Source organism: Paenibacillus sp. FSL H7-0323, assembly GCF_038002725.1.
GTDB lineage: Bacteria > Bacillota > Bacilli > Paenibacillales > Paenibacillaceae > Paenibacillus_AQ > Paenibacillus_AQ odorifer.
On the sequence record NZ_JBBODB010000001.1, the window covers coordinates 2,484,110 to 2,508,403 of the forward strand.

The following is a 24,294-nucleotide window of genomic DNA, read 5'->3' on the forward strand; positions in this document are numbered from 1 at the left end:
ATAGTGAACATTACGAACTCAAATGGGAGAATAACAGATGAATGATAAGAAGCTGAGCTTTTTAGATACCCTACATAGTGACTTACTTGCTACCATGGAAGAAGTATATAATCCTTGCAGGTTTGATTGCTCCGACCCAATTCTTGAACCGCAAAATGCAGAATACGGAGCATATATCTTTACCTTAAATGCACTGGCCATTAGATTCCGGGTGGCTAAAATCACACCCACTAAAGTCGGGCAATTTGTGACACTATGGGAGCGAATTGGAGATCATCCCATCCAACCCTATGACATCTCAGATCCTGCTGATCTCTTCGTTATAAGTACACGAAATGGGAATCACTTTGGCCAATTTATTTTTCCAAAAGCTGTCCTAAGAGAACAAGATATTCTATCTGATAAAGGTGAAGGTGGAAAAAGAGCTTTTCGAGTCTACCCGCCTTGGGACATTCCCACGAGTCGCCAAGCTCAAAAAACGCAAACATGGCAGTCGGAATATTTCTTGGATATCCCTGCAAATAAACCCGTAGACTACCTTCGTGCGCAAGCACTTTACGGTTTACCCGTAAATCTTACGGTCTGACCTATCTCCTCCACATGTTCCTTATCGCCCTGCAAAATAAAATAATAGTATACATCATCTCCTATTTTCACCGCTTCGGGATATTTAATTATAAGCGCCGCTTGATGATTCCATTCCTCCCCTTGGTCAGCAGAAGGCATAATCAACTTTGCCTTCTCTTCCTCTTTCAACCTCTCTAATGTCAGTTCAGTAATTTGCGGATTGGAGCCATAAGGCTTCAGCTGATGGGAGGCAACGATTTCAGCAACTTCATCTATTGATTGTCCCTCTCCAGACATAGCGGATAATTGAAAAAAACCATCCTCCCCCTGACCCTTCTTATCATCTGCTGAATCTACGACCCATTCCGTTGGATACTTCAAAGAGACTCCATAAGCATTGGAAGTAAAGGTTGCAAGCCCAGTTTGCGTAACCAGCATACCGATTACAGTACCTGCAAGTACAATAACCGCGATAACCAACACCCATAGCCACCGTTTTTTGTATACTCTTATTTTCACGATATCCCCCTAAATCAATAATTAGTTGACATGTACAATATTAGGAAATAAGATATAAACAAACATATGAGCAATCATTCATATGTATTAGTGAGGAGGAAATTAAAATGAGCGATCTTAAAAATATCCTATCTCTACTTCTTTTCTGCATCTTCCTAATTTCTTATCTATTAAAGCTCCTTATACTTTACAAGAAAAACCACATTAAAGGAAACGTTCTGGCTAAAGGCGCTAAACTATCTAAGATCCATTATACCGAGCTATTGGTAAAAACCTCTACTTTTTTATGGGGCGCAGCATGGTTTGTTTTTTCCGTAGCAGAGTCCTTTATGGTTACACTTGTAGACAAAACGTTTGATATTCCTGTAATTCACTTTAGCGGTGTTGGTGTAGCTGCCCTCGGATGTTCCATTTTCATTCAAGCTATGATTGCTATGCGCACTTCATGGAGAGTTGGGATTGATAAGACTACTGTAACCAAACTCATCACACACGGTATTTATAAATATAGTAGAAACGCTGCATTTGTCGGGTTTGATCTCATGTTTTTGGGATTGTATCTGATGTACCCCAATCTATTAACACTCCTAATATTCATTCTTAACATTGCCGCGATTCATTTACTAATTCTTCAAGAAGAGCAACATTTAATGTCCGTATTCGGAGATGAATATATCCAATATGCCAATAATACACCCAGATATTTTTTATTTTAAAATCTTTTATCACAGCTCCGATAATTAATATCCGCTATATCATTTTACATTTTTTACAAGTCAAGAAAACATTCTCTTAATGTAACTACTATAATATGAGACTGTAAACATACATTAGGAGGGAAATTATGAAATCACCGAAAAAGTATGGCGTCAGAACAGCAATTGTAGCGACAGCGGCAACTGCTCTTTTTGTATCCAGCATAGTCACTACAAATGCACCTAATCAAGCAGACGCAGCATCTTCGAACACAAGAAATGTAATTCTGTTTATTGGAGACGGAATGGGTGCTGCTCAGCGTGATGCCATCCGGCTTGCCACCGTAGGTGAAAAAGGAAATCTAGCAATGGATTCCATGCCATACGTTGGATTAATTCATACAAGCTCCACTGTCCCTGTTACAGATTCGGCTGCTTCTGCTTCTGCTTATGCCAGCGGTGTGAAGACTTATAATGGTGCTATCGGAATGGATGCCGATAAAAAAAGTGTTAAGACCATTATGGAATATGCTAAAGATGCCGGGAAATCAACTGGTGTCGTTACTACTAGTCAGATTACAGACGCGACTGGCGCCGCATTTGGTGCTCACGTTGAAGACCGCTCAAAGCAAAGTGATATCGCTCTTCAGCTTCTGACAAAGAGCAAGGTTGATGTTCTGCTCGGTGGGGGTGAGGATTTCTGGTACCCGGCAGGCAATCCCGGCAAATTCCCAGATGAACCCGCTGAAGATCCTTCAGAAAAAAGCAAAGGAACGCAAGGTAACCTTGTGGATAAAGCTAAACAGTTGGGCTACACCTATGTAACGAACAAAGCGGATATGCAAAAAGCAAAAGACGGCAAGCTGCTTGGAATATTCGCAAACGAGGAAATGTTCCAGCAAAAGCCTGAGGGTGAAGGAGATATTTATAATCCGGTGGTATCGCTGCCCGAGATGACTAAGAAAGCTATAGATACGCTAGCAACAAATAAAAAAGGATTTTTCCTTATGGTGGAAGAAGAAGGCACTGACGAATTTGCACATCAAAACAACGCTAAAATGACGATTAAATCAGGTCAAGAACTGGACAAATCCGTGCAAGTAGCCAAAGACTTCGCCAAAAAGAATCCAGATACACTGGTTCTAGTGCTTGCCGACCATGAGACCGGCGGATTTTCTATTGAAGCAGTTGACGCAGATGATGAGTCCGGTGACGGCATATCCAAAGAAGACGGTCCATTCGCCATCGCCAATTCCAAACACAATTTTGTAGTGGACTGGACGACCTCAGGCCATACTGCGGTTGATATTCCAATTACAGCTATGGGCAAAAATGCACAATTATTTACTGGAATCTACGAAAACACCGAAGTATTCACCAAGCTTATGCAAGCATCAGGTTTTAAAGCCAATAAATAAAAGCGAGTAAAAAAAGACTAGCCAGATTTTTTTCTGGGTAGTCTTTTTCATTTTAAAATACAGTATTTACTTAGCATCTGTTCGCAAAACAAAAATGATATCCTTAGTCTGATCCGCCCATTTACCTGTCAGATGAAATCCTCTGATCGTTGCTCCAGGCTCAAGCGCACTCTCATCATCCAGTTCTATGCCCACCTCTCTGGAGAGGGTTTGAGATTGAATCACTTTTCCATCCATATGAATGGTTCTCTCTGGCATCGCCGTGCTTCTGACTTCCTCACGATCACAAATGGTTAATACAAGCAGAAGTACAAAACTTAGGACTGCGATGTATATTCTTTTCAAGAAGACACCCCTTCTTCCCATTGTTCAACTAATCTGATGTGAAATATTCGATTCCCAATATGATCAAACCCAAAATAAAGATGATGATATCAATCACAAGCGGAAAACCTAAAGCTAAACTATGAATCGATTTTACAAATATACCGTTAATTAACGATTACAGCGAGGTGTGTTTATAAAATTCTATTTTTATAGCTAATCCAACGGTTTCCTTATGCTTCTAATTTACGTGACAGCTCCTTAATTAACTCGATCTCTCGTAAAACCATACTTCGGGTGTAAAAATAGAGCTCCTCAGAGTAATCCATATCCTCACTATTGCCAACTACTTTGGATAACTGCTGTAAATGGTCCAGCTTTTCGTTCATATAAGTCTCTCTGTAATCAAGCAATCTTCTACGTGTCTCCTGATCCAAAAGCTCATAATAAGCAAGACGAATAGACCATTCATTATCAATTCGAATAGTCTCCAGCGTAAATTCTGTTAAGCAGGTGTTAAACCGCTCCTCACCCTCAGTAGTTATAGAATATACATAACGTTTAGGCCGGCGTTCCTGAATTTCCGTTTTTTTGATTACCCATTTTCGCTTTTCAAATAATTTCAGCTTTGGATAAAGCGAGTTATTGTTTACGATTTTATCATTGCCCATTACAAAAATAATGTTTTTTTTAATTTCATAACCATGTTTGGCCCCTTTCATTAATTGGGCCAGAATCAAAACTTCAATATCCATAATCATCCTCCGGGCTTCCGGAATACGTATCCGGTTCATCATTTTCTTATATTACCTCAATTACTACATTCCTGCCAAATCACTCGTGATTTTTTGCACATACTTTCACCCTATCCTTTCGCTAATATAGGTTAAAATAACCTATTTATTTTTAACCTATATGTAGAGAGGAAGTTATCATATGGAATTCACACATTTATTTAGCAAGGGCACAATCGGAAATATGGAGCTTAAGAACCGGGTCATTTTACCAGCGATGGGCACGAAAATGAATGCGCCGGGTGGATACGTCAGTGATCGTCTGATTGATTACCATGTAGCACGAGCTATAGGCGGCAACGGCTTAAATACTGTAGAAGTAACAACTATTCACCCAACGGCGGCCTCCGATGATGCTCCTGCCCTTTATGATGATAAATTCATTCCAGGTATGGCTCAATTAGCATTAGCTATTCGAGAGGCAGGAGGCAAAAGCTGTCTACAGTTATGGCATGGAGGTAAAGTAACTCCCAACCTAATTCAGGTCTCCTCTTCACCTGTTCCGTTTGAAGGCGTGACTCATATACCACGTGAACTTGCGCATCATGAAGTCGGCGAGATGGTTCAAGCTTACGCAGATACAGCATTACGTGCGAAGAAAGCCGGATTTGACAGTGTGGAATTCCATGCCGGCCATGGTTATTTGCCCCAACAATTTCTAAGTCCTGCAATGAATTTTCGTCAGGATGAGTACGGCGGTTCTTGGGAGAATCGCTGCCGCTTCCCGCTGGCTTGTATCCGGGCTATCCGGAAAGCGGTTGGACCTGGGTTCCCTATCTTGATGAGAATCTCTGCGATTGAGGATCTACCGGGCGGACTTACGCTGGAAGATATGAAGCTCTTCTCAAAGCTCGCTGAAGAAGCTGGAATTGATGCTATTAATGTATCTCGTGGGGTCCCTGCTGGCGCTGCGATTAAATATGAAGTTCCGCCGATCGATTTACCTGTAGGCTTCAATGTAGATAACGCAGCACAAATTAAATCTGTGGTTAACATCCCTGTTATTGCCGTAGGCCGTATTAATGATCCAGCAATTGCAGACCGGATTATTGCGGAGGGTTTGGCTGATTTTGTAGCCATTGGGCGTGCGCAGCTGGCAGATCCGGAATTCTGCAATAAAGCTTTAGCCGGACGTGCAGACACGATCGTTAAATGTGTGGGTTGCGACCAAGGCTGCTTCGATGGATTCGTGAATCCTAATGTTCCATTTATCAGCTGTGTGTTTAATCCTGCAACCGGTCGTGAAAGTGAATATGAATTGCAGCAAACGGGTATCCCCAAAAAAGTACTTATTGCTGGTGGTGGCCCTGGCGGATTAGAAGCAGCTGTCACCCTGAAACGACGTGGGCATCATCCAATATTATGCGAAAAAAATGACATTCTGGGCGGACAGCTTTATATTGCCGGTGCCGCACCACGTAAAGAGGAAATGGCTGCAGCCGCTCTGAATATGGGAGAAACCGCTAAACGTGAAGGTGTAGACATTCGAATGAATACAGAGGTTACACCTGAATTAATCCAGGAAATTGCTCCAGATGAGGTCATTCTTGCAATCGGATCTTCTCCTATTATTCCGCCTGTGGAAGGCATCGACAGTTCACATGTGGTCAATTCACATGATGTGTTATGGGGAACGGTTCATCCAGAAGGAAGAGTCGTTATTATCGGCGGTGGTTTAGTGGGGCTTGAGGTCGCAGAACTGCTTGTAGAGCGCGGACATCAAATCACTGTAGTTGAAATGCAAGCTGATGTTGCTAATGATCTAGGGCTTCTGCGGAAAATCTGTGTCATGGAAAGTCTATATGGACATGGCGTTGAATTAATGACCAACAGCAAATGTATGGCGATTCAAGGGGATAGCGTAATTGTTGAAAAAGACGGCGAACGTCACAGCCTACCTGCTGATTATGTAGTAATTGCTGTAGGTTCACGCGCCCTCAACAAACAAATCCTTCAGGATTTCTTGGAGGAAAGCTCCATCCCTTATCATGTAATTGGCGATGCGGTGCAAGCGCGTAGAGCGCTGAATGCGATTTGGGAAGGCGCTGAATTAGCTAGACGAATCTAATTAAGCTAACTATATGCTTCATGAAAATAACCCGGCAGATCCGCCCTGCCGGGTTATTTTTTACTCAGAGTGCATTCGTGAGCGGCTATTCGGTAATCGGTATCCATTTAATCCTTCACCCTTCACCCTTCACCCTTCACCCTTCACCCTTCACCCTTCACCCTTCACCCTTCACCCTTCACCCTTCACCCATTATGCCGTTCGGACTCAGGAGACGCTATTGAGCTAAAAATAGCCTTTTTACGAATCTATCGGACCCAGATGCCGCTATTCCGCAAAAATAGGGGTCAAAAGAGGTGCTGCGACGGGAATAACTGCATTGGAGTCCGAAAAGCTCAGTAAATCAGCATTTAGGTGCTAATAAGTGCAACGGTGTCCGTTAGCGAGAGAGATGCGCACAAAAGTATGGTAAGAAAGATGAAAATGGTGAGAATAGTGAAATACTCATCTCAATGACCACTCACATTCATTTTGAGTATCGGCAGCCCAATAAATGCGGCATATCGCTCAGCTTCTTTAAGTACCAACTTTTCCGTATCGCCCAGCTCGGCAAAAGGATGGATCATAATCTCAATCCCCTTGGTCTTTAAGGTTCTTTTCCATGTACCCACAACCTGACCCTCCACAACAATCGTCGGAAGAAAAACACCATTATTCCCCGGAACTATCAAAGGAGCAACGTTGGGCTCTAGAACGGCACTTCGGTCTTTATAACCCAGAATGTACTCATCAAAACCCGGAAGCAGGTGAACGCACGAGTCCTCAGCAGTTGGCTCTAGCCGATCAGCAGACACCCAATACTCACTGCCATCAATAACCTCTGATTGCAGTAGACTTTTGACCGCTTCCAGACCTCTTCTAGCATCGGTAAGGGTTATGCCTGCCCACCAAGCAAAATCTTGAACAGTTGCTAAACCATGTCCAGTGAAATATCTCCAAGCGAGTTCATACAATGATTCATCGTAAGAAAGTTCTCGAAACTGTGGCACCCATTCCTCTAACAAAACAATCGTTTGCTGCTTACCATTCATCGGTCCGAAACAAATCAACCCTTGGTACGCAACATTCCACAACATATGATAACCACGCTGGTTCCCTGTGTGAATACCTTCTTCTTCTATAAGCTGAAGTAGAAGTGCACGATCTAGCTGCTTTCCACCTTGTAAAGCATTAACTATAATATGTCTACAACGTTCTAGTGTCTGATCATCTAGCCCAAGCTCTGCATTCCGCCGCTTTGTTTGTCCTGCTAAACGCGGCACAGATAGCTGATGCATCCACTTTACATCTTCCGGTGGGACAAAATGAAGCGTACCTCGCAGCGTCCAATTCAGAATCATCTTACGATCAGCGATAGCACGCTCTATATCAGCTAAACTCGAAGATGGAGTACGTAACCCGATCGCCCACATCGCCTGCATGTAATCCTGCGCCTGTACTGCCCCTAATTCTTTAACGACCTGTTCGGGCTTGATTAGCTTGGAATCAACGATCTTCTGGTTATATAAACGTTGCGCAGCTATCATTTTATTCGTCACACTTTGCCTCCTTAAGTGATCCTTCTCAAACCATCGTTTAACCTTATTGGAATAATTTTAATATAATTTTTTCCAATCTCATAGTTTTTCTTATTTCTTAGCTGTGGCCCGTCTTACGGCTGGTGCGACTACCGATCCCAACAAATCAATGATTTGCTCAACCTGAGCATAAGGTAAACCACCAATATCAATCTGAGCCAGAAAACGATTGTGTCCGTACAGCTCATGTTGATAAAGGATTTTTTCAATAACCTGTTGTGGGCTGCCTACGAGCAGCGCATTTCTCACACTCATGGCTTCAGCAAATTGGTCTTTAGGGTACGCTGATCCACGAAGCTCTTTCATCATGTGATTTAAATATGGGTAATAGTTACGGAATGCTTGCTGTGAATCTTTATCGATATATAAAAGGGTGGTTGTACCCACCGGCAGCTCTGCCGGATTAAAACCTGATTGTGCGGCAACCTGACGATACATATTCACAGAGGTCTTGAACGCTGAAGCAGGTCCACCTAGAACAGCCAGCATCATCGGGATGCCCATTCTTCCTGCCTTAACTGCACTTGCCGGAGGTCCACCAACCGCTCGCCAGATAGGCAGTTTACCATTCAGAGGCTTCGGAAAAATCTCCATATCATTCAGAGCAGGACGGAATTGCCCTTCCCAGGTAATTCTTTTATCGTTATTTATTTTCATAAGCAATTCAATCTTCTCTTCGAACAATTCTTCATAATCCCTCACGTCATATCCGAACAGTTCATAAGCTCCTAATCGTGATCCACGTCCAGCAACAATCTCTGCTCTGCCTCCGGATAACAAATCCAATGTCGAAAATTCTTCATGTACACGTACAGGATCCGCTGTGCTCAATACAGTCGCTGAACTGATAAGCTTGATTCGTTCCGTTGCGTTTGCTATAGCTCCAAGTACGACCGATGCTGCTGAAGTAATAAATTTCGCCTGATGACTCTCCCCCACTCCAAATACATCTAATCCAGCATCCTCTGCTAATTTGGCGGCAGCAATGATCTCTTGAATCCGTTGTCGTTCACTGATTGGTTTACCTGTTAAGGCATCTGCAACATGATCACCTAAAGTATATAAACCTATTTCTAAACCCTTATTCTCGTCGATTCTATATTGTTCCATCATGATGATGTCCTACTTTCTTAGCTGTATTATTGGATAGGATGAAGCTTCGATGCAATCTCTTCCCGGCGTTCTTCCAGAAAAGAAGGCAAGGTCAAATTCTCGCCCAATGTGTCAAAAGATTCATCAATCTCAAACCCTGGACCATCTGTAGCAAGCTCGAAAAGAATATGGTTCGGATCACGGAAATACAAGGAATGGAAGTAATAACGATCAATGACCCCTGTGTTCTTGAACCCTGCAGCTGTGATTTTAGCAGCCCATGCGGTTAATTCTTCCAGATCCTTCACTCTTATAGCCACATGATGGACACTCCCTCTTCCCGGTCTTTCCCGGTCTTGATCATTAACTTCTTTGAGCTGAAGTTCAGTGTACAAGCCGCCTTTAGCTGTTTCATAAATATCCACCATAACCTTCGGATCACCCATAGATGGCACTCTACGAACTTGTGTATAGCCTAAAATATCCTCCAAAACAGCCTTTGTACGGCTAGCCTCACGGACAGTCAATTCAACGGGACCCAATCCAACAATGGCATATTGTGGTGGAATATCATCAGTAATCCAAGGTTCTACCAGCTGAGTCACATTATCTTTTTCTGCGGAAACCAGATGAACCGTTAATTCATCACTATCCTGAAAAGTAAGCGAATTGCGCTCCTCTATACTTACGATAGCTTCATGAGCAACTTCAAATGTATCTAATCTGCTAGCCCAATATACTAAAGCCTCATCGCTAGGAACGAGAAGAGAGATTGCAGAAATACTGTTCGTTCCTTTCCGGGTCTGGCCTGCATTCGGCATTTCAAAAAAGGATACCTCGGTGCCTGGAGCGCCATTAGAGTTGCCATAGAATAAATGGTACATGGTTGGATCGTCCTGATTTACGGTTTTTTTGACAAGTCTTAGTCCCAGTACTTCTGTATAAAACCATAGGTTTTGTTTAGCGTCTTTAGTAATCATTGATACATGATGTTGTCCGGTTATTTGTGGTTGGCTCATTTTAATTTCCTCCTAATATGATTATGGTTTACTAGTAAACTGATGCTGAAAAAAGGAAGCTTTATTCAGAATAAAGCTTTTACAATACTACTGAACTCCTTGTGGAATTCGATTCTCATTCAGGCTATGGCGGTGAATCTTCTTAAGCATGCTGTAAAATACTTTCTTCTCGTCGTCCGTCAGTGGATCGAATAACGAAGCTTGGAAATCCGATTGCAAAGGAAGAACCTTCTCGATAAGCGCCTGGCCCTTTTCAGTTAAAGAAATATACTTCACCTTCCAATCCTGCTTGCGTTCAATCCATCCTTCTTTTTCTAATCTGCCAAGCATATGTGATACTCCACCTTTAGTAATGGTTAAATGCTCGGCCATTTCCATCTGTGTCACAGGCTGATGTAATAGTATTTGTACTAACGCATCAAACTGGCTAACCGTTAAATCAAACTGCTTCAAGAACTCATTGGAAAGATCGTTACTATTGTCATAAACTCTTACCAGCCGCAGCCAGATCAATAAGCTTAGTTTGTTGTCTTCAGTGAATCCATTGTCTCGCATTATGCCACATCCATTACTTTGGAATTGGATCTACTTGATTATCAGTTTACTAGTAATCTGATATGAAGTCAAGTTTCGTATTAACTTAAGAAATAGAGAAGCACAGATAAACCATTACTAAACATGTGCGCGCCTATAGGCACTAATATATTTTTTCTTTTCTCATATAGGTAGGCAAAGATTAATCCAGCAGCCATATAGGAGAAGATATTCCACATTTCGTTATAGTTGCTCTGGAACACCACGGCTCTATAGACATGTTGAAAGCCAAATAAAAAGGAGGATATCAGATAAGCCAGAAGACGACTTTTCCTGCGGATCGTTCTAAAAATGGTAACCCGATACACTAATTCTTCAATCACGGGGCCAATCCATACCACGTTCACTGTAAAAATAAATGGATACGAGGACAACATTGCCCGTAAATCCACCTCATTAACAGACTTTGTAATAGGATGAAAAATGGAAATTAGTGTGGGGATCAACATACTTCCGATGATAATAATCAAACAAAGTCCCCAAACCATCCATAACATATTACGGACCCAGTATTGTCTGAAATCTTGAATAGCTTGTTTATAGAATCTCCTAAAACCTATAATCACTCCTATGTAGATCAGACTATTCAACAGTAAGGCCATTCGATTTTGTTGTTCTGGCTGCCAAATAAAAACATGGTTAAGAATTCCCATAACCGGCCTGATCAAGAGAATGGAGAACAATCCTAAAAAGTACATTACTGCTAATATAATGCCCAAGATCAATTGCCTTTTACTTAATTTTTCATCAATCATTATAATCTAATCCCCCAAGTAAAATTGTTAATAGACTGAATATCAACCATTTTAGCATTGGGAAATTTCATACGACTTAATGTAATCTTACATAGACCTTAAATTTGCCGGTTCAGCTCAATTATAATTTCAAACTGGTTATCTTGCGTATTCAGCTGAACAGTCCCTCCATGAGCAGCTATTATTTTTCGAACAATGAGTAGCCCTAATCCAGAACCTGCCGGGTTCAAGGCTGATGGTTGGCCGTAATTAATAAAAGTAAGCTTGGCTCCATCATTCACCTTTTCCAGCACAACTTGAAACGTAGAACCTTGCTCCTGATAAGCGATGGCATTATAAAGCAGGTTTGAGAATACTCGATTCATTCTTTTTTTATCAAACTGTAGAATTATTTCTTCTGGCTCGATTACAAAATCAGGGATCAGACCCGCAGCCTCAAGCTCGGGCAACATATGTATCATTTCTTCTCTCAAATATTCTGAGAAATCATCTGTTGTAACATCCAAGCGGAATTCGGGACTTTCCATTCTCGATAATTCAAACAAACCCTGAATCAATACATTGGCACGGATACTATTTTCGTATATTATTTTGGCAAATTCCAAATGTTCTATCCGACCGCTCCCCTGTTCTTTTAGTTCAAGCTCTGCGTAACCCATAATACTTGTTAATGGATTTTTTAAATCATGGGATATATCCAATATTAGATTTTTTCGATTGTTTTCACTCTGTTCTTTTAACGAGGTCTGGATCTGAATCACTTCTGCCATATGATTAAAAGCCTGCTCCAGTTGACTAAACTCCCTATTCCCGCCTACCTGCACTCTTGCTGAATAATCCCCATTCTTAACTTTTTCAACAGCAGCGGACAACTGGTCTAAGGGTTTAATGAAACTAACCGCCGTAATTCTCGCATAAATCATCGTGCTTAGAATCAGAATCAACAAATAACCTAACCCAATAAACCCAAGCATTTGAAGGGTATGATCCTGCATAGGTGAATCTGAATTCCAATGGAAACTACCTGTCATTTTCACTTGTATAGGTAAAGAGACGATCAGCCAAAATTGTTCCTGCTCATTATATTCAACAGTGATCATATCTTTGTTAGCGCCAGTATTCATTAGAAAATCCGTAAATTCTTTGACACTAATCTGCTTGGACGTAAATGGATTGTTGCCAATGGAATGTATGACTTCGTAATTGTAATTCACAACCTGTAAACTGCCCCCGACATCATTAACAACACTAGTGTCAATTCTTTGATAGTCATTTTGCATAAGCTTAGCAGCCGTTAACTGATTATAAATAATGTCCTTAGATCCCAGCCTGTTCATGCAAAACAAAGCAATAATCACCAATATCGTTATAACCGTTGTTATAAGAAAGATCGCGATATAGTTTTTTAACAATTGATAGGATATATTTTGTTTTCTCATCTTATTTACCTGGGTTGTAGAATTTGTAACCTAGTCCACGCACTGTAACGATATATTCGGGATGGTGTGGGTCCCGTTCGATCTTATTCCTTAGACGGCTGATGGTAACCATAATCGTATTATTATCACTATAGAAATCTTCTTCCCACGCCGCTGCATATAACTTTTTGGGCGTAAAAATTTGATTAGGACTCTGCATCAGACATTGTAACACCTTATATTCCTTGGCATTTAGAAGAACTGGACTTTCATTTATGTACAACATACATTCCTTTAAATTCAGCTTCAATTCTCTATGTTGGATTGTTTCTTCAGTTATCGATTGGCTAAGATCGTATACATTTCTTCGTCTCAGCTGCGCCTCAACCCTAGCCACAAGCTCTGAAGCACTAAATGGCTTCACCATATAATCGTCTGCTCCAAGGCCTAAGCCCACTATCTTATCAATTTCTTCACCGCGGGCAGTTAACAAGATAACCGGAATATGGCTTTTCTCTCTTATCCGTCGCAGCAGATTAAGCCCATCAAGCCTGGGCATTACAATATCCAGAATGGCAAGATTTATTTCATGTTGATTAACAACCTCTAAAGCCTCAATGCCATCCTTGGCTTCGAATACTCGATAGGATCGATCTTCTAAATGTATTTTCACTAGTTTTCTTATATCAGTTTCATCTTCAGCAATCAGTATATTCATCGCTTAATTCCCCTAACTATTCTCAAATAGCTGAGTCTTTTCACTCAGTATAACTTGCCAATACCACTTCGGTATATAAAGCCTAAAGAATACATCTGGAACATCATGATTAAAATACCCATGGATCACCATAATCAAATCTATTAAAATCAATAATTCCAAGTTCCTCGACTTCGTAATGATCATACTCCCGTTTTTTCAGATCATAATAGGAAATCTCCGCCGTTCTCAACAATAACTCTCTGCCCTTATGAACCGGTTCAACTACCTCCCATGTAGAAGCATTCGGGATGTCACTAAAAAATGGAATCATTTCACGACCTCCTTTTAATCAAACTGCTTCACAAAATAGAAAAATCTTCTTATTTATTTCTCAGAAGATTATTTTATTCAATTGATGTTGGAACAACAATAGTGTATGATGCATAGTATAGATCGAATACTGTATGACACATAGTAAGTATAAACGACTTCGACGTCCTCTTAAGGACAGTAAGCGTCTAAACCAAAAATATAAGAACAATTTATAAGAGATTATAAATTCTTATATTTTAAATAATGAGGTGGGTGAATGAGTACTTTATTAAATTCTTTAATCACAGAGCTTAGAAGAGGTACGTTAACGCTAGCCGTTTTAAGTCAATTACGAACACCCCAGTATGGATATTCGCTCGTTCAATTGTTGGAGGAATCCAGCATCATCATCGATCAAAGCACCCTATATCCATTACTTCGCCGATTAGAGAAACAGGAATTAGTGACGAGCAGCTGGGACACATCCGAGAGCAGACCCCGTAAGTATTATGTTCTAAGTGACTATGGCGTAGAGATTTTTTTACAGCTAAAGGAAGAATGGCTTAAGAATTCGAAAGAACTCTACGGCCTATTACAAGGGGAGGATGACCATGAAGCTGATTGAGATTTACATTCATGAAGTTACTCGGAGGTTACCAGAACAAAATCGGGAAGACATCGCATTAGAATTACGATCAACCATCGAGGATATGTTACCGGATGATTATGACGAAAAAGAGGTAAAAGCCGTCCTTGCAAAATTGGGCAATCCAGCTATTTTAGCTAGTGAGTACCGCGATCAGCCCATGTATCTCATCGGCCCACGCTATTTTGATTTATATGTTACGTTATTAAAAATGATTATACCCATCGCTGTAGTTGTTTCTTTAATCGCTCTGGTTGCTGATTACTTGATTGGCTACAGCGGCGATAAAACAGTTGCGGATATTGTTACTGCAGTTATAAGTACAGGAATTGGAACCTTTCTTGAAGTAGGCATCCAAGTCTTTTTCTGGATAACTGTTGTGTTCGCTATTATCGAACGGGCGGATAAAGGAAAGGAAGGTCATCCTCTTACTACAAAATTAAGGAAATGGACTCCTGATGATTTGAAGGATATCGCGCTTGTCCATAAGAAAAAAGCAATTACAAGCTTCGAAGTGTTCGGAAGTTTACTGTGGACTGCCATTTGGGCTACTGTTTATTTTAATGCTGAACACCTGATCAGAGTCTATAGAGGCGGTGAAGGCGCACTTAACTTCGTAGCCCCAGCTTTTAATCAGCATGTATTACTTGATTATTGGCCAATTATTCTTATTGTGATCGGATTGGAAGTCGCGTTAACTATATATAAATTAATCAAGAGACAATGGACTAGAGAATTAGCATTATGTAATACGGTCCTTGAGCTCATTGTACTTATTGCATTCGCTGTTATCCTTATAAATCCGAGTGTATTTAACCAAGAATTTATTAATTACATGTCTAATTTATTAAACACTACAGCTAACCAATTTGAAACGGGACTAGTAGGTGGAGGAATAGCAATCTTGATTTTAGTCGCGGTCCTCAATATATATGAGGGCTTCCGCAAGGCTCGCCTTTAGTATTCACAGAACGGCGATTCTCCTGTTATTTGGAGAATCGCCGCTTTGTATTCTGATTCGTTGAATGCCTGCTTCAAATGCTTCAACAACTTCAACATTGTCACCCCCCTCTGAGAGTTGCGGACCCAGATGACGTTATTTGCACATTTTCTGCCTTTGGAACAGGGCTTCGGACTCCAATGACGCTATTCCCTAGAATCAGCTCCAAATCGGGGGTGTTTCAAGGCAATAGCGGCTATGCGGTCCGTTGGCATCCCAAAAGTGCGATATTTCTGGGTTTAGAGTCATCTGTGTCCGATAGGTGTTTCGTATGTGCAAATGTTGGCGAAGAATACGAAAAAAAGGAGTTGTCTCAGCAGCCATTCAGGGCATATGGGACAACTCCTTCTGATTTAATTAAATAGTTCAAGCTCGATAACCGTATCCATCTCATCAGGTAACATCGCGCCTTTTAATGTAATAAAAGCTCCACCGTCAACATCCGAATATTCCTCAGCCATCCACGGCACCTCCACCTTTAGCTCGGTACCATCACGTAGTAATCTTGCCTTTTTAATCTTCCCTTTCAAGCCTTGGAAATAGATCGGGCCAATTCCACGGTCGTAGACATGCGCATACAATTTATTGCCCTTTTGCGTATAACGTCCCCACTCTGGCTTAGGTAGCAAAGACTTCCCGCATCCATAAATACTATCTCCATTAAGGCGCATCCACTCCCCAACTTCGTCAAGGATAACCAGTGATTCCCGCGTCATTTCACCTTTGGCATCTGGTCCAACATTGAGAAGCAGGTTACCATTCTTACTGATACATTCGACCATCGTACGGATGACTTGCTTGGTCGATTTATAATTCTTATCCTCGGAATGATAACCCCAGTTGTCATTCAGGGTAATGCAGGCTTCCCAAGGGATGGATTGCCCGTTTACGTCAACAATGCCGCCAGGCGGAATGATCTGCTCGGGGGAGAAGAAATCTCCAGCATACTCCTCAGGTTCTGCCGCACGAATATTGCCACCTAATCGATTGTCGATAATAAGATCAGGTTGTATGGAACGAATCATCCGGATAAGCTCCGTCGCCTTCCACTTCTCCCCTGTCATATTATCGTAGGAGAAGTCAAACCACATAATGTCGATTTTACCGTAATTGGTGAGCAGTTCCTTTACTTGCCCATGCATATACTCCAAGTATCTATCGAAATCAATCGGCTTATCTTTGACCGCTTCGTTATCCCGATCAGGATGTGCCTTATCTCCATAACCGGGATAATCCTCATGGTGCCAGTCTATGATAGAGTAATATAGACCAACTGCAATCCCTTCAGCACGGAAAGCGTCTACATATTCCCGCACTAGATCACGCCCAGCGGGCGTATTAGTCGCTTTGAAATCAGTCAGCTTACTATCGAACAGACAGAACCCGTCATGATGTTTGGTCGTAAGCACAGCATATTTCTGACCCGCAGCTTTGGCTGCACTTGCCCATTTCTTCGGGTCATATCGTGAGGCGTCAAATTCATCGAAATACGTCATGTAATGCTCTCTACTCATCCGCTCGTTGCCGCGTATCCATTCCCCTCTAGCAGGAATTGAATATAAACCCCAATGGATAAACATCCCGAACCTATCCTGTAAGAACCATTTCGTTCTTTCTTCTCTTGTACCCATCTCTCCAACTCCTCCGTTAATGAAAGCTGTGAATCAATCTTTCACTCCACCTAAGCGGTATGGAATAATGCTGCTGCTCCAATTAGGCCTACATCATCTTTGAGAGCGGCAGGTTCAATTGTAAAAGTACCCTTATAAGGATCCATGACAAATAGATCCGTCTTCTCCACCAGTGCAGGGAATAACAAATCTCCAGCCTTACTCACGCCTCCACCGATCACGATCCGATCAGGATTGAACGTATGTACTGCATTGGCTAGACCTAGTGCCATATAATGAATACTCCGGTCAATAACCTCAACGGCCACGGGATCGTTAAGTGCCATGGCTTCAAATACATGCCGCGAAGTAATTTTTTCTCCATTTATATTAGCCAGTTCCGTAATCATCGACGGTCTGCTCTCCATACTTCGCAGCGCCATATCCCGAATCGCTGTGCCCGAAGCGAAAACTTCCCAGCAGCCGAATCTTCCACAGCTACATTCCGTTCCGTTCGGGTCAATAATATTATGACCTAGTTCACCAGCAAATGAATTTTTGCCAAGAAGCAGCTTGCCGTCAATGACGATACCTGCTCCAATTCCAGTGCTAAAGGTAACATAAACCATGTTGTCCGCACCTTTGCCAGCACCTCGGACATACTCGCCCCAAGCCGCAGCGTTCGCATCATTCACTACCTTTACTTCAACGCCTAGCTCCAACTCCATCCAGTGCTTCAGTGGGACATTATCCCACTCCGGAAGATTGGTGCCGTGAATAACGATCCCGTCCTGGCTATTTACAGCTCCGGGAGAAGCCAGACCCACTCCTGTGAGTGGTCGCCCTTCGGATACGGAGCGGATCATATCGATCATTCGCTGCACCACTTCTTTAGCGGTACGTGCCCCAGCCGTTTCCATCAATTCCCGTTTCAACACGGTCCCCTTTGAATCGAACAATGCTGCGGCAATTTTTGTGCCTCCTAAATCGATTCCAACTACGTAGCTCTCAACCTTCTGCATAACCCATTCACCTTTTCACTATCTATTATTAGCCGTTAGAATGAATACTCTCCGCTAACGCCCGTAAGGCTGCTGGATCGATTGGCGACAAAGCGTCTTTATCATAACGAACAGCCGACCCAAAATGCACTTCTGTTACTCCAGTCTGATGTATAAATGAAGTAATACCTTCCGGCTTCAGACCGCTTCCAGCCAGTATACTTACCGATTTACCCCTTGATTCCTCGACTAGCTTCCGCATAGCAGGAATAGCTTCAGGTGCCGGACCTGGCCCGGCAGAAGTGAGCACACGCGTAATTTGCGGATACTTACAAAGCGTTCGATAACCTTCTATTTGATCCTTCAACTCATCAAAAGCACGGTGGAAGGTTACTTGCAATCCCTCGGTCAACGGCAATAATGTTTCAAGCGCTCGCTCGTCGATAGTCCCTTCCGGAGTTAACGCACCAAGCACAATCCCCGCCGCACCGCTGGCTGCAATTTGCTTTATCTCTGCTGCCAACGTCAAAATGTCATACTTTGAATAGCAAAAAGAACGGCTGTGCGGGCGAACCATAACAAACGCAGGAATGTTAACCGATTTGGCAACTTGTTGCACCAATCCTATCCCTGGTGTTAATCCGCCTTCCGTAATCGCAGTAATGAGCTCCAGGCGGTCAGCCCCATTCGCTTCGGCTGTAAGAGCATCGTCCATACAAGTAGCGATGACTTCCAATCTCATAACTTTCCTCCACTCTTCCGGTTGTTATTGTTGTGCCTGTTTCATAACATAATCAGCGAGCAGTCGAGCACCATAGCCCGTTGCTCCAGCTTCTGAATACCCCACATCCTGTTTGTACTGAACCGTCCCAGCCATATCAATATGGACCCAGCTCAGCGATTCCGCTACAAAGCGCCGTATAAAAAGCGCTGCTGTAATCGCACCTGCAAAAGGTGAAGTACTAACGTTGCGCAGATCAGCGTAATTGCTTCGAAGATCGACTTCGTATTCATCCATAAGCGGCATGGGCCACAGTCGTTCTCCATTGCGCTCACCGATTTCGACGAGGCTCTGCGTCATCTCTCCATCACCCCATATGCCGGCGATACCTAATCCTAACGCTGCGCCAACATTTCCAGTAAGTGTTGCAATATCAATGACCTTAGTTGCCCCGATATTTGCTGCATGAATAAGAGCATCCGCGATAATAAGCCGCCCCTCGCCATCCGTATTTGCAACCTGAACCGTCAGCCCATTAGGATAGCGTATAACAGACGATGGCAGCATTGCTTCAGCATCTGGTACGTTATCAACAACTGGGATCAACGCGGTCAAATTTACATGAGCTTGATTCCGTACTAAAATATCCAGCGCCCCAAGAACAGCTGCTGCGCCACCCATGTCCATACGTGCATCGCTAATATCACTTGCGGTCTTAACATTCATCCCACCCAAATCGAAGGTAACACCTTTACCCACCAATGCCAGCATTGGCAATTCAGGGTTACTCTCATAGCGAATTTCAACGAGGGCTGGGGAGTGTTTACTGCCAGCTCCAACCGCCAGCAACCCATTCATCTGTAGGTCAACCAGCTCCTGCCCCCGGTAGACATGAACTTTCACTGCTGCGTTATCACGCTCGAAATATTCGACCATCCATTCTGCGAACCGATCCGGATTTAGAGTCCCGGGCACCTCATTCACCAGATCGCGAGCAACCACTGCTCCTTCAGCGCGCATGCGGCCAGTACTTAGTACAACTTCCAGTTCAAGCTTAGTCAGTTCAGGCCAATCAGCTGTCTGGAGCAGCAAATCAACTGAAATGTCTATTTTAGTAACACCACGATAGGTTTGAAAACGATATAATCCGAGAAGCCAGCCTTCAATCCATGCTTGCAGCTCATCCGCAGCGGAAATATTACTTTCTGCTGTCCTACGAACAAATGAAGCTGAATTTCTTCCTTCTCTTAGGGCTGTACGGGCGGCAGATCCCGCTGCTCGGCGAACTTTCTCAAGCGTAAGAGCCCGGCGTTTTCCCATTCCAATAGCTATCACATCGGACTCTTCCTCAGAGCGAGCATATAACCATGTCACACTGCCACTCTGTTTGTGAGCTTCTCCCAGCCGAAGAGGAAAAGCCTCCTCTTCATAGGCTAAGTAGATAAGCGTATCCGCCCCATTAGCGGAATCGAACAAGATATTCATAGCTGTCCCTTCTTTTCCGTAAAGTGTACTCACATTTTAAATTATCGTTCTAGTTTCAACATTTCTTCATCAAAGAGATGACAAGCGAGCTCATGACCTGGTTCAACTTCCCGGAATACAGGCACATGTTGCTTACAGATTTCCATACAGGAAGGGCATCTTGTATGAAAACGACAGCCCGTCGGCGGATCAACTGGACTTGGAAGATCCCCTTTTAGAATAATGCGTTCCTTCTTCAAGCTTGGATCGGGCACGGGAACTGAAGATAGCAGCGCTTGGGTGTAAGGATGCAAGGGACGGTCATACAATGTATCCTTATCAGCCGTCTCCACAAGAGAACCCAGATACATAACCCCAATTCGATCACTAATATGCTCGACCACACTGAGATCATGAGAGATGAATAAGTACGTCAGGCCATATTCCTCCTGCAAGTCCTGTAACAGATTCAACACTTGGGACTGAATCGATACATCCAGCGCTGACACGGGTTCATCCGCCACAATTAGACTTGGGCGAACGGACAGAGCCCGGGCAATCCCAATCCGTTGCCGCTGTCCACCGCTGAACTCAAACGCGAATCGCTCGGCGTGGAAACTGTTCAATCCAACGGTCTCTAGCAGTTCGCAAGCTAGTTTATCCCGTTCTTTAGAGGACAGCTTTGTATGAATAAGCAGGGGTTCGGCGACAAGATCCTTCACCTTCATGCGGGGATTAAGTGAAGCATAAGGGTCTTGAAACACCATCTGCATATCTTTGCGCAGAGGCCGCATTTGGTTGTCTGAGATATGGCTAATATTTTGTCCCTTAAACCATACTTCTCCATGATTGGGTTCCAGTAAGCGAGTCACCAGCCTGCCCGTAGTCGATTTCCCACAGCCACTTTCACCTACAAGGCTGAACGTTTCTCCCTTACGAATGGCGAATGAAATCCCATCAACGGCGTGTAAATATTTAGTCGTTCCGAAGAAGCCCTTCTTCACAGAAAACAACTTCTTCAAACCCTTAACCTCAATTAATGGAGTCTCTTTCATAAACATCCCGCTCCTTCCGTGTCCTCCTGCTGTGTAAGCCAACAACGGCTTTTGCGCTCTAGCCCCTCAATCGGAAGTAGCTCAGGTTCTTGCGACAGACAACGCTCCATGGCAAATTCGCAGCGTGGCGCAAACTTACAGCCGGCAGGCATTTGTGAAAGGTCTGGCACATTCCCTTTTATAGACTCCAAGCGATGTACATTCTGGCGCAGCTTAGGTACCGATTGAATCAATCCCTTGGTATACGGATGTTGCGGTCTGGCGAACAGCTCCTGAACAGAGGCTTCTTCCACCACACGACCTGCATACATAACAACTACCCGGTCACATAATTCGGCAACTACTCCAAGATCATGGGTAATGAGCAGCATTCCCATATCCTGTTCATCTTTCAACTGCTTCATCAGATCAAGAATTTGCGCTTGAATCGTTACATCGAGTGCGGTCGTGGGTTCATCGGCAATCAACAGCTTTGGATGACAAGACATGGCCATTGCAATCATAACCCGCTGTCTCATCCCGCCGGATAGTTGATGCGGATATTCATCGATTAATTCCTCTGCGCGAGGGATACCTACAAGCCGCAACATATGAATGGCATGCTCACGAGCCTTCTTGCGTCCATAACCCAAATGCAGTCTAATCGGCTCTGTTAATTGCAGCCCAATCCGCAGCACTGGATTAAGAGAGGTCATCGGCTCCTGAAAAATCATTGCCAGATCATTTCCCCGGATTTGGCGCATCTCCTTCTCAGAAATCTTCGTCAAATCCTTTCCTTCAAAACGCACAGAACCTTCAGAAATTCTGCCCGGCGTATCTTTAAGCAACCGCATGATCGATAATGAGGTTACACTTTTGCCACAACCAGATTCACCAACCAGGCCTAGCACTTCACCTTTTTTAATAGCAAAGTCTACCCCCGCAACCGCAGTTATACTTCCATCGCCGCGTTTGAACTCCGTTTTCAGCCCTTGTACATCCAACAAATGTTGAGTCATGTCTTGTCCCTCCTTAGTTTTTCATTTTGGGATCAAGAGCATCACGCAGTCCGTCCCCGACCAGGTTAAATGCAAGTACTGTTAAAAAGATGGCTATCCCCGGAAAATAAACGATATGTGGAGCAATACTTAAATAATCACGTCCCATACTTAACATTGCGCCCCAATCGGGCTCTGTTGTTTTTGCACCCATTCCGAGAAAGCTCAATGATGCAGCGGCCAAAATCGCTCCGCCAATCTTCATGGATAGATTAACGATAATGCTGGGCACGGTCTCAGGAAAAATATGACGCCAAATAATCCGGCGATGCTTCGCTCCCATGGAACGAGCCGCTTCCACAAACAATGTTTCTTTCGCAGACAGCGTTACGCTCCGAATAATTCGGGCGAACGATGGAGTACCAAAGACTGCAACTGCGATAACAACGTTGGATAGACCCGGACCGAGAATGGCGACGATCCCAATGGCAAGCAGCAAGTCAGGAAAAGAAAATAGTACATCACTGCCACGCATAATTATCCGATCTAGCCAACCGCCATAATATCCGCTTAACAGACCTAGGATAGTTCCAAGTACACCTGCGATTAAGACGGAACTGAGACTGACCGCTAAGGTTAAGCGAGTACCATCAATCAAACGGCTTAGAATATCACGGCCATATTCGTCTGTCCCGGCCCAATGTGCAGCAGAAGGACCTGCCATAAGAGCATCGTAGTTTGGTTCATCAGGATTATACGGGGTCAAAAATGGCCCGAAAATTGCAATTAGGAATAGCAATATAATAAAAAATGCGGCCACAAGGGGCATCTTTTGTTTACTGAACTTACGTAAAAAAACACCCATACGGCCTTTTGTTTTCTCCGGGGCCAGTACCTCTCCGGGTAATGGAGATTTTGCTCCCATCACCGCCGAATTGTCACTCATGATATCCCTCCTGATCCTAAATTCACCCTATAAATCTATTGAAATTCTGCTTCTTAGTCGCATTAGCTACTGAGAAAACCTTATTTTCGGATTAAGTACGCCATACAATAAATCTACTAATAGATTGATAAGAATAAATTGTGTAGCAAACAGAAGCAGTAAGGCTTGAATGACTGTATAATCCCGGAACAAAATGGAGTCTACTAGCAGCCTGCCAAGACCCGGAATACTGAATACCGTCTCAACCATTACAGAGCCGCCGAGCAGGAACCCAAACTGAAGTCCAGCTACGGTAACCACCTGAATCAAAGAGTTGCGCAGCGCATGCCTGCCGATAACAACATACTCGCGTAAGCCTTTTGCACGTCCTGTACGGATATAATCCTCCCGAAGGGTCTCCAGCATAGATGACCTAGAATAACGGGCCAACATAGACATAATTCCCATCCCGAGTGTAATGGAAGGAAGAATATAGGACTTCCAGGAATCAACACCACCCGTTGGAAACCAACCAAGCTCTACCGAGAAAATTTGAATGAGTACCAAGCCTAACCAAAATCCAGGAATAGACATCCCTGAAATGGCTGTCAACGTCCCTAAATGATCCGGCCACCGATTGCGATAAACGGCTGAAACCACGCCAATTAGAAGACCAATAATTAGAGCCCAGACCATACTAAGAAAAGTCAGCCACAACGTAGGCATTACTCTGCTTTCCAGCATGTCAGTAACCGGGATCCCTGACCGGATCGAATTGCCCAGATTCCCACTTAGCAGATCACCCATGTAGTTTATGTATTGCTTCCACAAAGGCAGATTGAGACCCAGCTGCTCCTGAATTCCACGAATCTCTTCAAGCGTGGCATCTTTACCGGCAATAAGTCGGGCTGGATCGCCTGGGATTAAGTGAATAAACAAAAAGACAAGCACCGATACAATGAACAACAGCGGAATAACCCCGAGGAGTCTTTGTAAAGCATATCTACCCAACTCATAAGCCCCCTTCAGTATCGACAAATGAT

25 protein-coding genes are annotated in these 24,294 nt (G+C 43.3%); 6 read left to right on the top strand and 19 right to left on the bottom strand.

Annotation, left to right across the window (positions count from 1 at the left end; genetic code table 11):
- The first annotated feature begins 37 nt into the window (after window positions 1-37).
- On the top strand, window positions 38-586 hold the full coding sequence (locus MHH89_RS11350; RefSeq protein ID WP_076129875.1) for a MepB family protein: 549 nt from the start codon (window positions 38-40) through the stop codon (window positions 584-586).
- Here the strand turns inward: MHH89_RS11350 and MHH89_RS11355 are convergent.
- The gene (locus tag MHH89_RS11355) at window positions 556-1,086 is read right to left on the bottom strand and encodes a hypothetical protein (RefSeq protein ID WP_076129876.1); all 531 of its coding nucleotides are present in this window, start codon (window positions 1,084-1,086) and stop codon (window positions 556-558) included. The two genes, MHH89_RS11350 and MHH89_RS11355, sit on opposite strands and share 31 nt — an antisense overlap.
- Window positions 1,087-1,193: 107 nt before the next feature.
- Here MHH89_RS11355 and MHH89_RS11360 point away from each other — a divergent pair, with 107 nt between their 5' ends.
- Window positions 1,194-1,802: a methyltransferase family protein gene (locus MHH89_RS11360; RefSeq protein WP_076278738.1), complete on the top strand. Its 609-nt coding sequence runs from the start codon at window positions 1,194-1,196 to the stop codon at window positions 1,800-1,802.
- Window positions 1,803-1,930: 128 nt separating this feature from the next.
- Window positions 1,931-3,199 (top strand): alkaline phosphatase, encoded by a 1,269-nt coding sequence (locus MHH89_RS11365; RefSeq protein ID WP_076219598.1) that lies wholly within the window; start codon window positions 1,931-1,933, stop codon window positions 3,197-3,199.
- Window positions 3,200-3,265: 66 nt separating this feature from the next.
- On the opposite strand, the gene MHH89_RS11370 is transcribed toward MHH89_RS11365, so the two are convergent.
- Together MHH89_RS11370 and MHH89_RS11375 are read right to left on the bottom strand one after the other, a co-directional pair.
- A complete protein-coding gene (locus tag MHH89_RS11370) occupies window positions 3,266-3,544 on the bottom strand; it encodes a hypothetical protein (RefSeq protein WP_341087151.1) in 279 nt (92 codons plus the stop codon).
- A 212-nt stretch (window positions 3,545-3,756) separates the two neighbouring features.
- Window positions 3,757-4,278 (bottom strand): PadR family transcriptional regulator, encoded by a 522-nt coding sequence (locus tag MHH89_RS11375; RefSeq protein ID WP_036688994.1) that lies wholly within the window; start codon window positions 4,276-4,278, stop codon window positions 3,757-3,759.
- Between the two features lie 181 nt (window positions 4,279-4,459).
- On the opposite strand from MHH89_RS11375, the gene baiCD reads away from it, so the two are divergent.
- Window positions 4,460-6,385, top strand: a complete 1,926-nt coding sequence (baiCD, locus tag MHH89_RS11380; protein ID WP_341087152.1) for a bile acid Fe-S flavoenzyme BaiCD — start codon at window positions 4,460-4,462, stop codon at window positions 6,383-6,385.
- 449 nt (window positions 6,386-6,834) lie between these two features.
- Here baiCD and MHH89_RS11385 read toward each other — a convergent pair whose 3' ends face one another.
- The 8 genes from MHH89_RS11385 to MHH89_RS11420 all read right to left on the bottom strand — a co-directional run bounded on the left by MHH89_RS11385 (window position 6,835) and on the right by MHH89_RS11420 (window position 13,871).
- On the bottom strand, window positions 6,835-7,923 hold the full coding sequence (locus MHH89_RS11385; protein ID WP_341087153.1) for a winged helix DNA-binding domain-containing protein: 1,089 nt from the start codon (window positions 7,921-7,923) through the stop codon (window positions 6,835-6,837).
- Between the two features lie 90 nt (window positions 7,924-8,013).
- The gene (locus tag MHH89_RS11390; protein WP_341087154.1) at window positions 8,014-9,075 is read right to left on the bottom strand and encodes an LLM class flavin-dependent oxidoreductase; all 1,062 of its coding nucleotides are present in this window, start codon (window positions 9,073-9,075) and stop codon (window positions 8,014-8,016) included.
- Between the two features lie 26 nt (window positions 9,076-9,101).
- Entirely contained in the window at window positions 9,102-10,073 is a 972-nt protein-coding gene (locus MHH89_RS11395) for a ring-cleaving dioxygenase (RefSeq protein WP_076281476.1), read from the bottom strand.
- A gap of 87 nt (window positions 10,074-10,160) precedes the next feature.
- Complete coding sequence (locus tag MHH89_RS11400) at window positions 10,161-10,628, bottom strand: MarR family winged helix-turn-helix transcriptional regulator (RefSeq protein WP_076219998.1); 468 nt, start codon at window positions 10,626-10,628, stop codon at window positions 10,161-10,163.
- An 80-nt stretch (window positions 10,629-10,708) separates the two neighbouring features.
- Window positions 10,709-11,422 (bottom strand): CPBP family intramembrane glutamic endopeptidase, encoded by a 714-nt coding sequence (locus tag MHH89_RS11405; RefSeq protein WP_339187737.1) that lies wholly within the window; start codon window positions 11,420-11,422, stop codon window positions 10,709-10,711.
- 98 nt (window positions 11,423-11,520) lie between these two features.
- Window positions 11,521-12,861: a sensor histidine kinase gene (locus MHH89_RS11410; RefSeq protein ID WP_339187739.1), complete on the bottom strand. Its 1,341-nt coding sequence runs from the start codon at window positions 12,859-12,861 to the stop codon at window positions 11,521-11,523.
- Between the two features lies 1 nt (window position 12,862).
- Window positions 12,863-13,558, bottom strand: a complete 696-nt coding sequence (locus MHH89_RS11415; protein WP_076281473.1) for a response regulator transcription factor — start codon at window positions 13,556-13,558, stop codon at window positions 12,863-12,865.
- Window positions 13,559-13,667: 109 nt separating this feature from the next.
- A complete protein-coding gene (locus tag MHH89_RS11420) occupies window positions 13,668-13,871 on the bottom strand; it encodes a hypothetical protein (protein WP_339187741.1) in 204 nt (67 codons plus the stop codon).
- 258 nt (window positions 13,872-14,129) lie between these two features.
- Between MHH89_RS11420 and MHH89_RS11425 the strand changes: the two genes are divergently transcribed.
- Together MHH89_RS11425 and MHH89_RS11430 are read left to right on the top strand one after the other, a co-directional pair.
- Window positions 14,130-14,477 (top strand): PadR family transcriptional regulator, encoded by a 348-nt coding sequence (locus MHH89_RS11425; protein WP_076129886.1) that lies wholly within the window; start codon window positions 14,130-14,132, stop codon window positions 14,475-14,477.
- Window positions 14,464-15,459 (top strand): HAAS signaling domain-containing protein, encoded by a 996-nt coding sequence (locus MHH89_RS11430; RefSeq protein ID WP_340396929.1) that lies wholly within the window; start codon window positions 14,464-14,466, stop codon window positions 15,457-15,459. The genes MHH89_RS11425 and MHH89_RS11430 overlap by 14 nt, the downstream gene beginning before the upstream one ends.
- A gap of 392 nt (window positions 15,460-15,851) precedes the next feature.
- Here the strand turns inward: MHH89_RS11430 and MHH89_RS11435 are convergent, their stop codons facing one another.
- The 8 genes from MHH89_RS11435 to MHH89_RS11470 form a co-directional block, all read right to left on the bottom strand.
- Entirely contained in the window at window positions 15,852-17,129 is a 1,278-nt protein-coding gene (locus tag MHH89_RS11435) for an alpha-L-fucosidase (RefSeq protein WP_341087156.1), read from the bottom strand.
- A 50-nt stretch (window positions 17,130-17,179) separates the two neighbouring features.
- The gene (locus MHH89_RS11440; protein WP_076129889.1) at window positions 17,180-18,130 is read right to left on the bottom strand and encodes an ROK family protein; all 951 of its coding nucleotides are present in this window, start codon (window positions 18,128-18,130) and stop codon (window positions 17,180-17,182) included.
- A gap of 28 nt (window positions 18,131-18,158) precedes the next feature.
- Window positions 18,159-18,851, bottom strand: a complete 693-nt coding sequence (locus MHH89_RS11445; protein WP_076129890.1) for a copper homeostasis protein CutC — start codon at window positions 18,849-18,851, stop codon at window positions 18,159-18,161.
- 24 nt (window positions 18,852-18,875) lie between these two features.
- A complete protein-coding gene (locus tag MHH89_RS11450) occupies window positions 18,876-20,315 on the bottom strand; it encodes a leucyl aminopeptidase family protein (protein WP_076129891.1) in 1,440 nt (479 codons plus the stop codon).
- 41 nt (window positions 20,316-20,356) lie between these two features.
- Entirely contained in the window at window positions 20,357-21,349 is a 993-nt protein-coding gene (locus MHH89_RS11455; protein WP_139332068.1) for an ABC transporter ATP-binding protein, read from the bottom strand.
- Window positions 21,346-22,347 (bottom strand): ABC transporter ATP-binding protein, encoded by a 1,002-nt coding sequence (locus MHH89_RS11460; RefSeq protein ID WP_076129893.1) that lies wholly within the window; start codon window positions 22,345-22,347, stop codon window positions 21,346-21,348. Before MHH89_RS11460 ends, MHH89_RS11455 begins: the two co-directional genes overlap by 4 nt.
- Window positions 22,348-22,360: 13 nt before the next feature.
- Window positions 22,361-23,191, bottom strand: coding sequence for an ABC transporter permease (locus tag MHH89_RS11465; protein WP_370510612.1), 831 nt, complete (start codon window positions 23,189-23,191; stop codon window positions 22,361-22,363).
- A 147-nt stretch (window positions 23,192-23,338) separates the two neighbouring features.
- Window positions 23,339-24,262 carry an ABC transporter permease subunit gene (locus MHH89_RS11470; protein WP_340392369.1) on the bottom strand — a complete coding sequence of 308 codons (924 nt, stop codon included), beginning with the start codon at window positions 24,260-24,262 and terminating at the stop codon, window positions 23,339-23,341.
- Window positions 24,263-24,294 lie beyond the last annotated feature (32 nt).

Coding starts and splice junctions, on each gene's coding strand:
- MHH89_RS11450 (WP_076129891.1), bottom strand. CDS start 20,315: ATGAATATCTTGTTCGATTCCGCTAATGGGGCGGATACGCTTATCTAC.
- MHH89_RS11400 (WP_076219998.1), bottom strand. CDS start 10,628: ATGCGAGACAATGGATTCACTGAAGACAACAAACTAAGCTTATTGATC.
- MHH89_RS11440 (WP_076129889.1), bottom strand. CDS start 18,130: ATGCAGAAGGTTGAGAGCTACGTAGTTGGAATCGATTTAGGAGGCACA.
- MHH89_RS11405 (WP_339187737.1), bottom strand. CDS start 11,422: ATGATTGATGAAAAATTAAGTAAAAGGCAATTGATCTTGGGCATTATA.
- MHH89_RS11465 (WP_370510612.1), bottom strand. CDS start 23,191: ATGGGTGTTTTTTTACGTAAGTTCAGTAAACAAAAGATGCCCCTTGTG.
- MHH89_RS11350 (WP_076129875.1), top strand. CDS start 38: ATGAATGATAAGAAGCTGAGCTTTTTAGATACCCTACATAGTGACTTA.
- MHH89_RS11395 (WP_076281476.1), bottom strand. CDS start 10,073: ATGAGCCAACCACAAATAACCGGACAACATCATGTATCAATGATTACT.
- MHH89_RS11445 (WP_076129890.1), bottom strand. CDS start 18,851: ATGAGATTGGAAGTCATCGCTACTTGTATGGACGATGCTCTTACAGCC.
- MHH89_RS11415 (WP_076281473.1), bottom strand. CDS start 13,558: ATGAATATACTGATTGCTGAAGATGAAACTGATATAAGAAAACTAGTG.
- MHH89_RS11365 (WP_076219598.1), top strand. CDS start 1,931: ATGAAATCACCGAAAAAGTATGGCGTCAGAACAGCAATTGTAGCGACA.
- MHH89_RS11420 (WP_339187741.1), bottom strand. CDS start 13,871: ATGATTCCATTTTTTAGTGACATCCCGAATGCTTCTACATGGGAGGTA.
- MHH89_RS11410 (WP_339187739.1), bottom strand. CDS start 12,861: ATGAGAAAACAAAATATATCCTATCAATTGTTAAAAAACTATATCGCG.
- MHH89_RS11390 (WP_341087154.1), bottom strand. CDS start 9,075: ATGATGGAACAATATAGAATCGACGAGAATAAGGGTTTAGAAATAGGT.
- MHH89_RS11375 (WP_036688994.1), bottom strand. CDS start 4,278: ATGGATATTGAAGTTTTGATTCTGGCCCAATTAATGAAAGGGGCCAAA.
- MHH89_RS11425 (WP_076129886.1), top strand. CDS start 14,130: ATGAGTACTTTATTAAATTCTTTAATCACAGAGCTTAGAAGAGGTACG.
- MHH89_RS11360 (WP_076278738.1), top strand. CDS start 1,194: ATGAGCGATCTTAAAAATATCCTATCTCTACTTCTTTTCTGCATCTTC.
- MHH89_RS11455 (WP_139332068.1), bottom strand. CDS start 21,349: ATGAAAGAGACTCCATTAATTGAGGTTAAGGGTTTGAAGAAGTTGTTT.
- MHH89_RS11430 (WP_340396929.1), top strand. CDS start 14,464: ATGAAGCTGATTGAGATTTACATTCATGAAGTTACTCGGAGGTTACCA.
- baiCD (WP_341087152.1), top strand. CDS start 4,460: ATGGAATTCACACATTTATTTAGCAAGGGCACAATCGGAAATATGGAG.
- MHH89_RS11435 (WP_341087156.1), bottom strand. CDS start 17,129: ATGGGTACAAGAGAAGAAAGAACGAAATGGTTCTTACAGGATAGGTTC.
- MHH89_RS11460 (WP_076129893.1), bottom strand. CDS start 22,347: ATGACTCAACATTTGTTGGATGTACAAGGGCTGAAAACGGAGTTCAAA.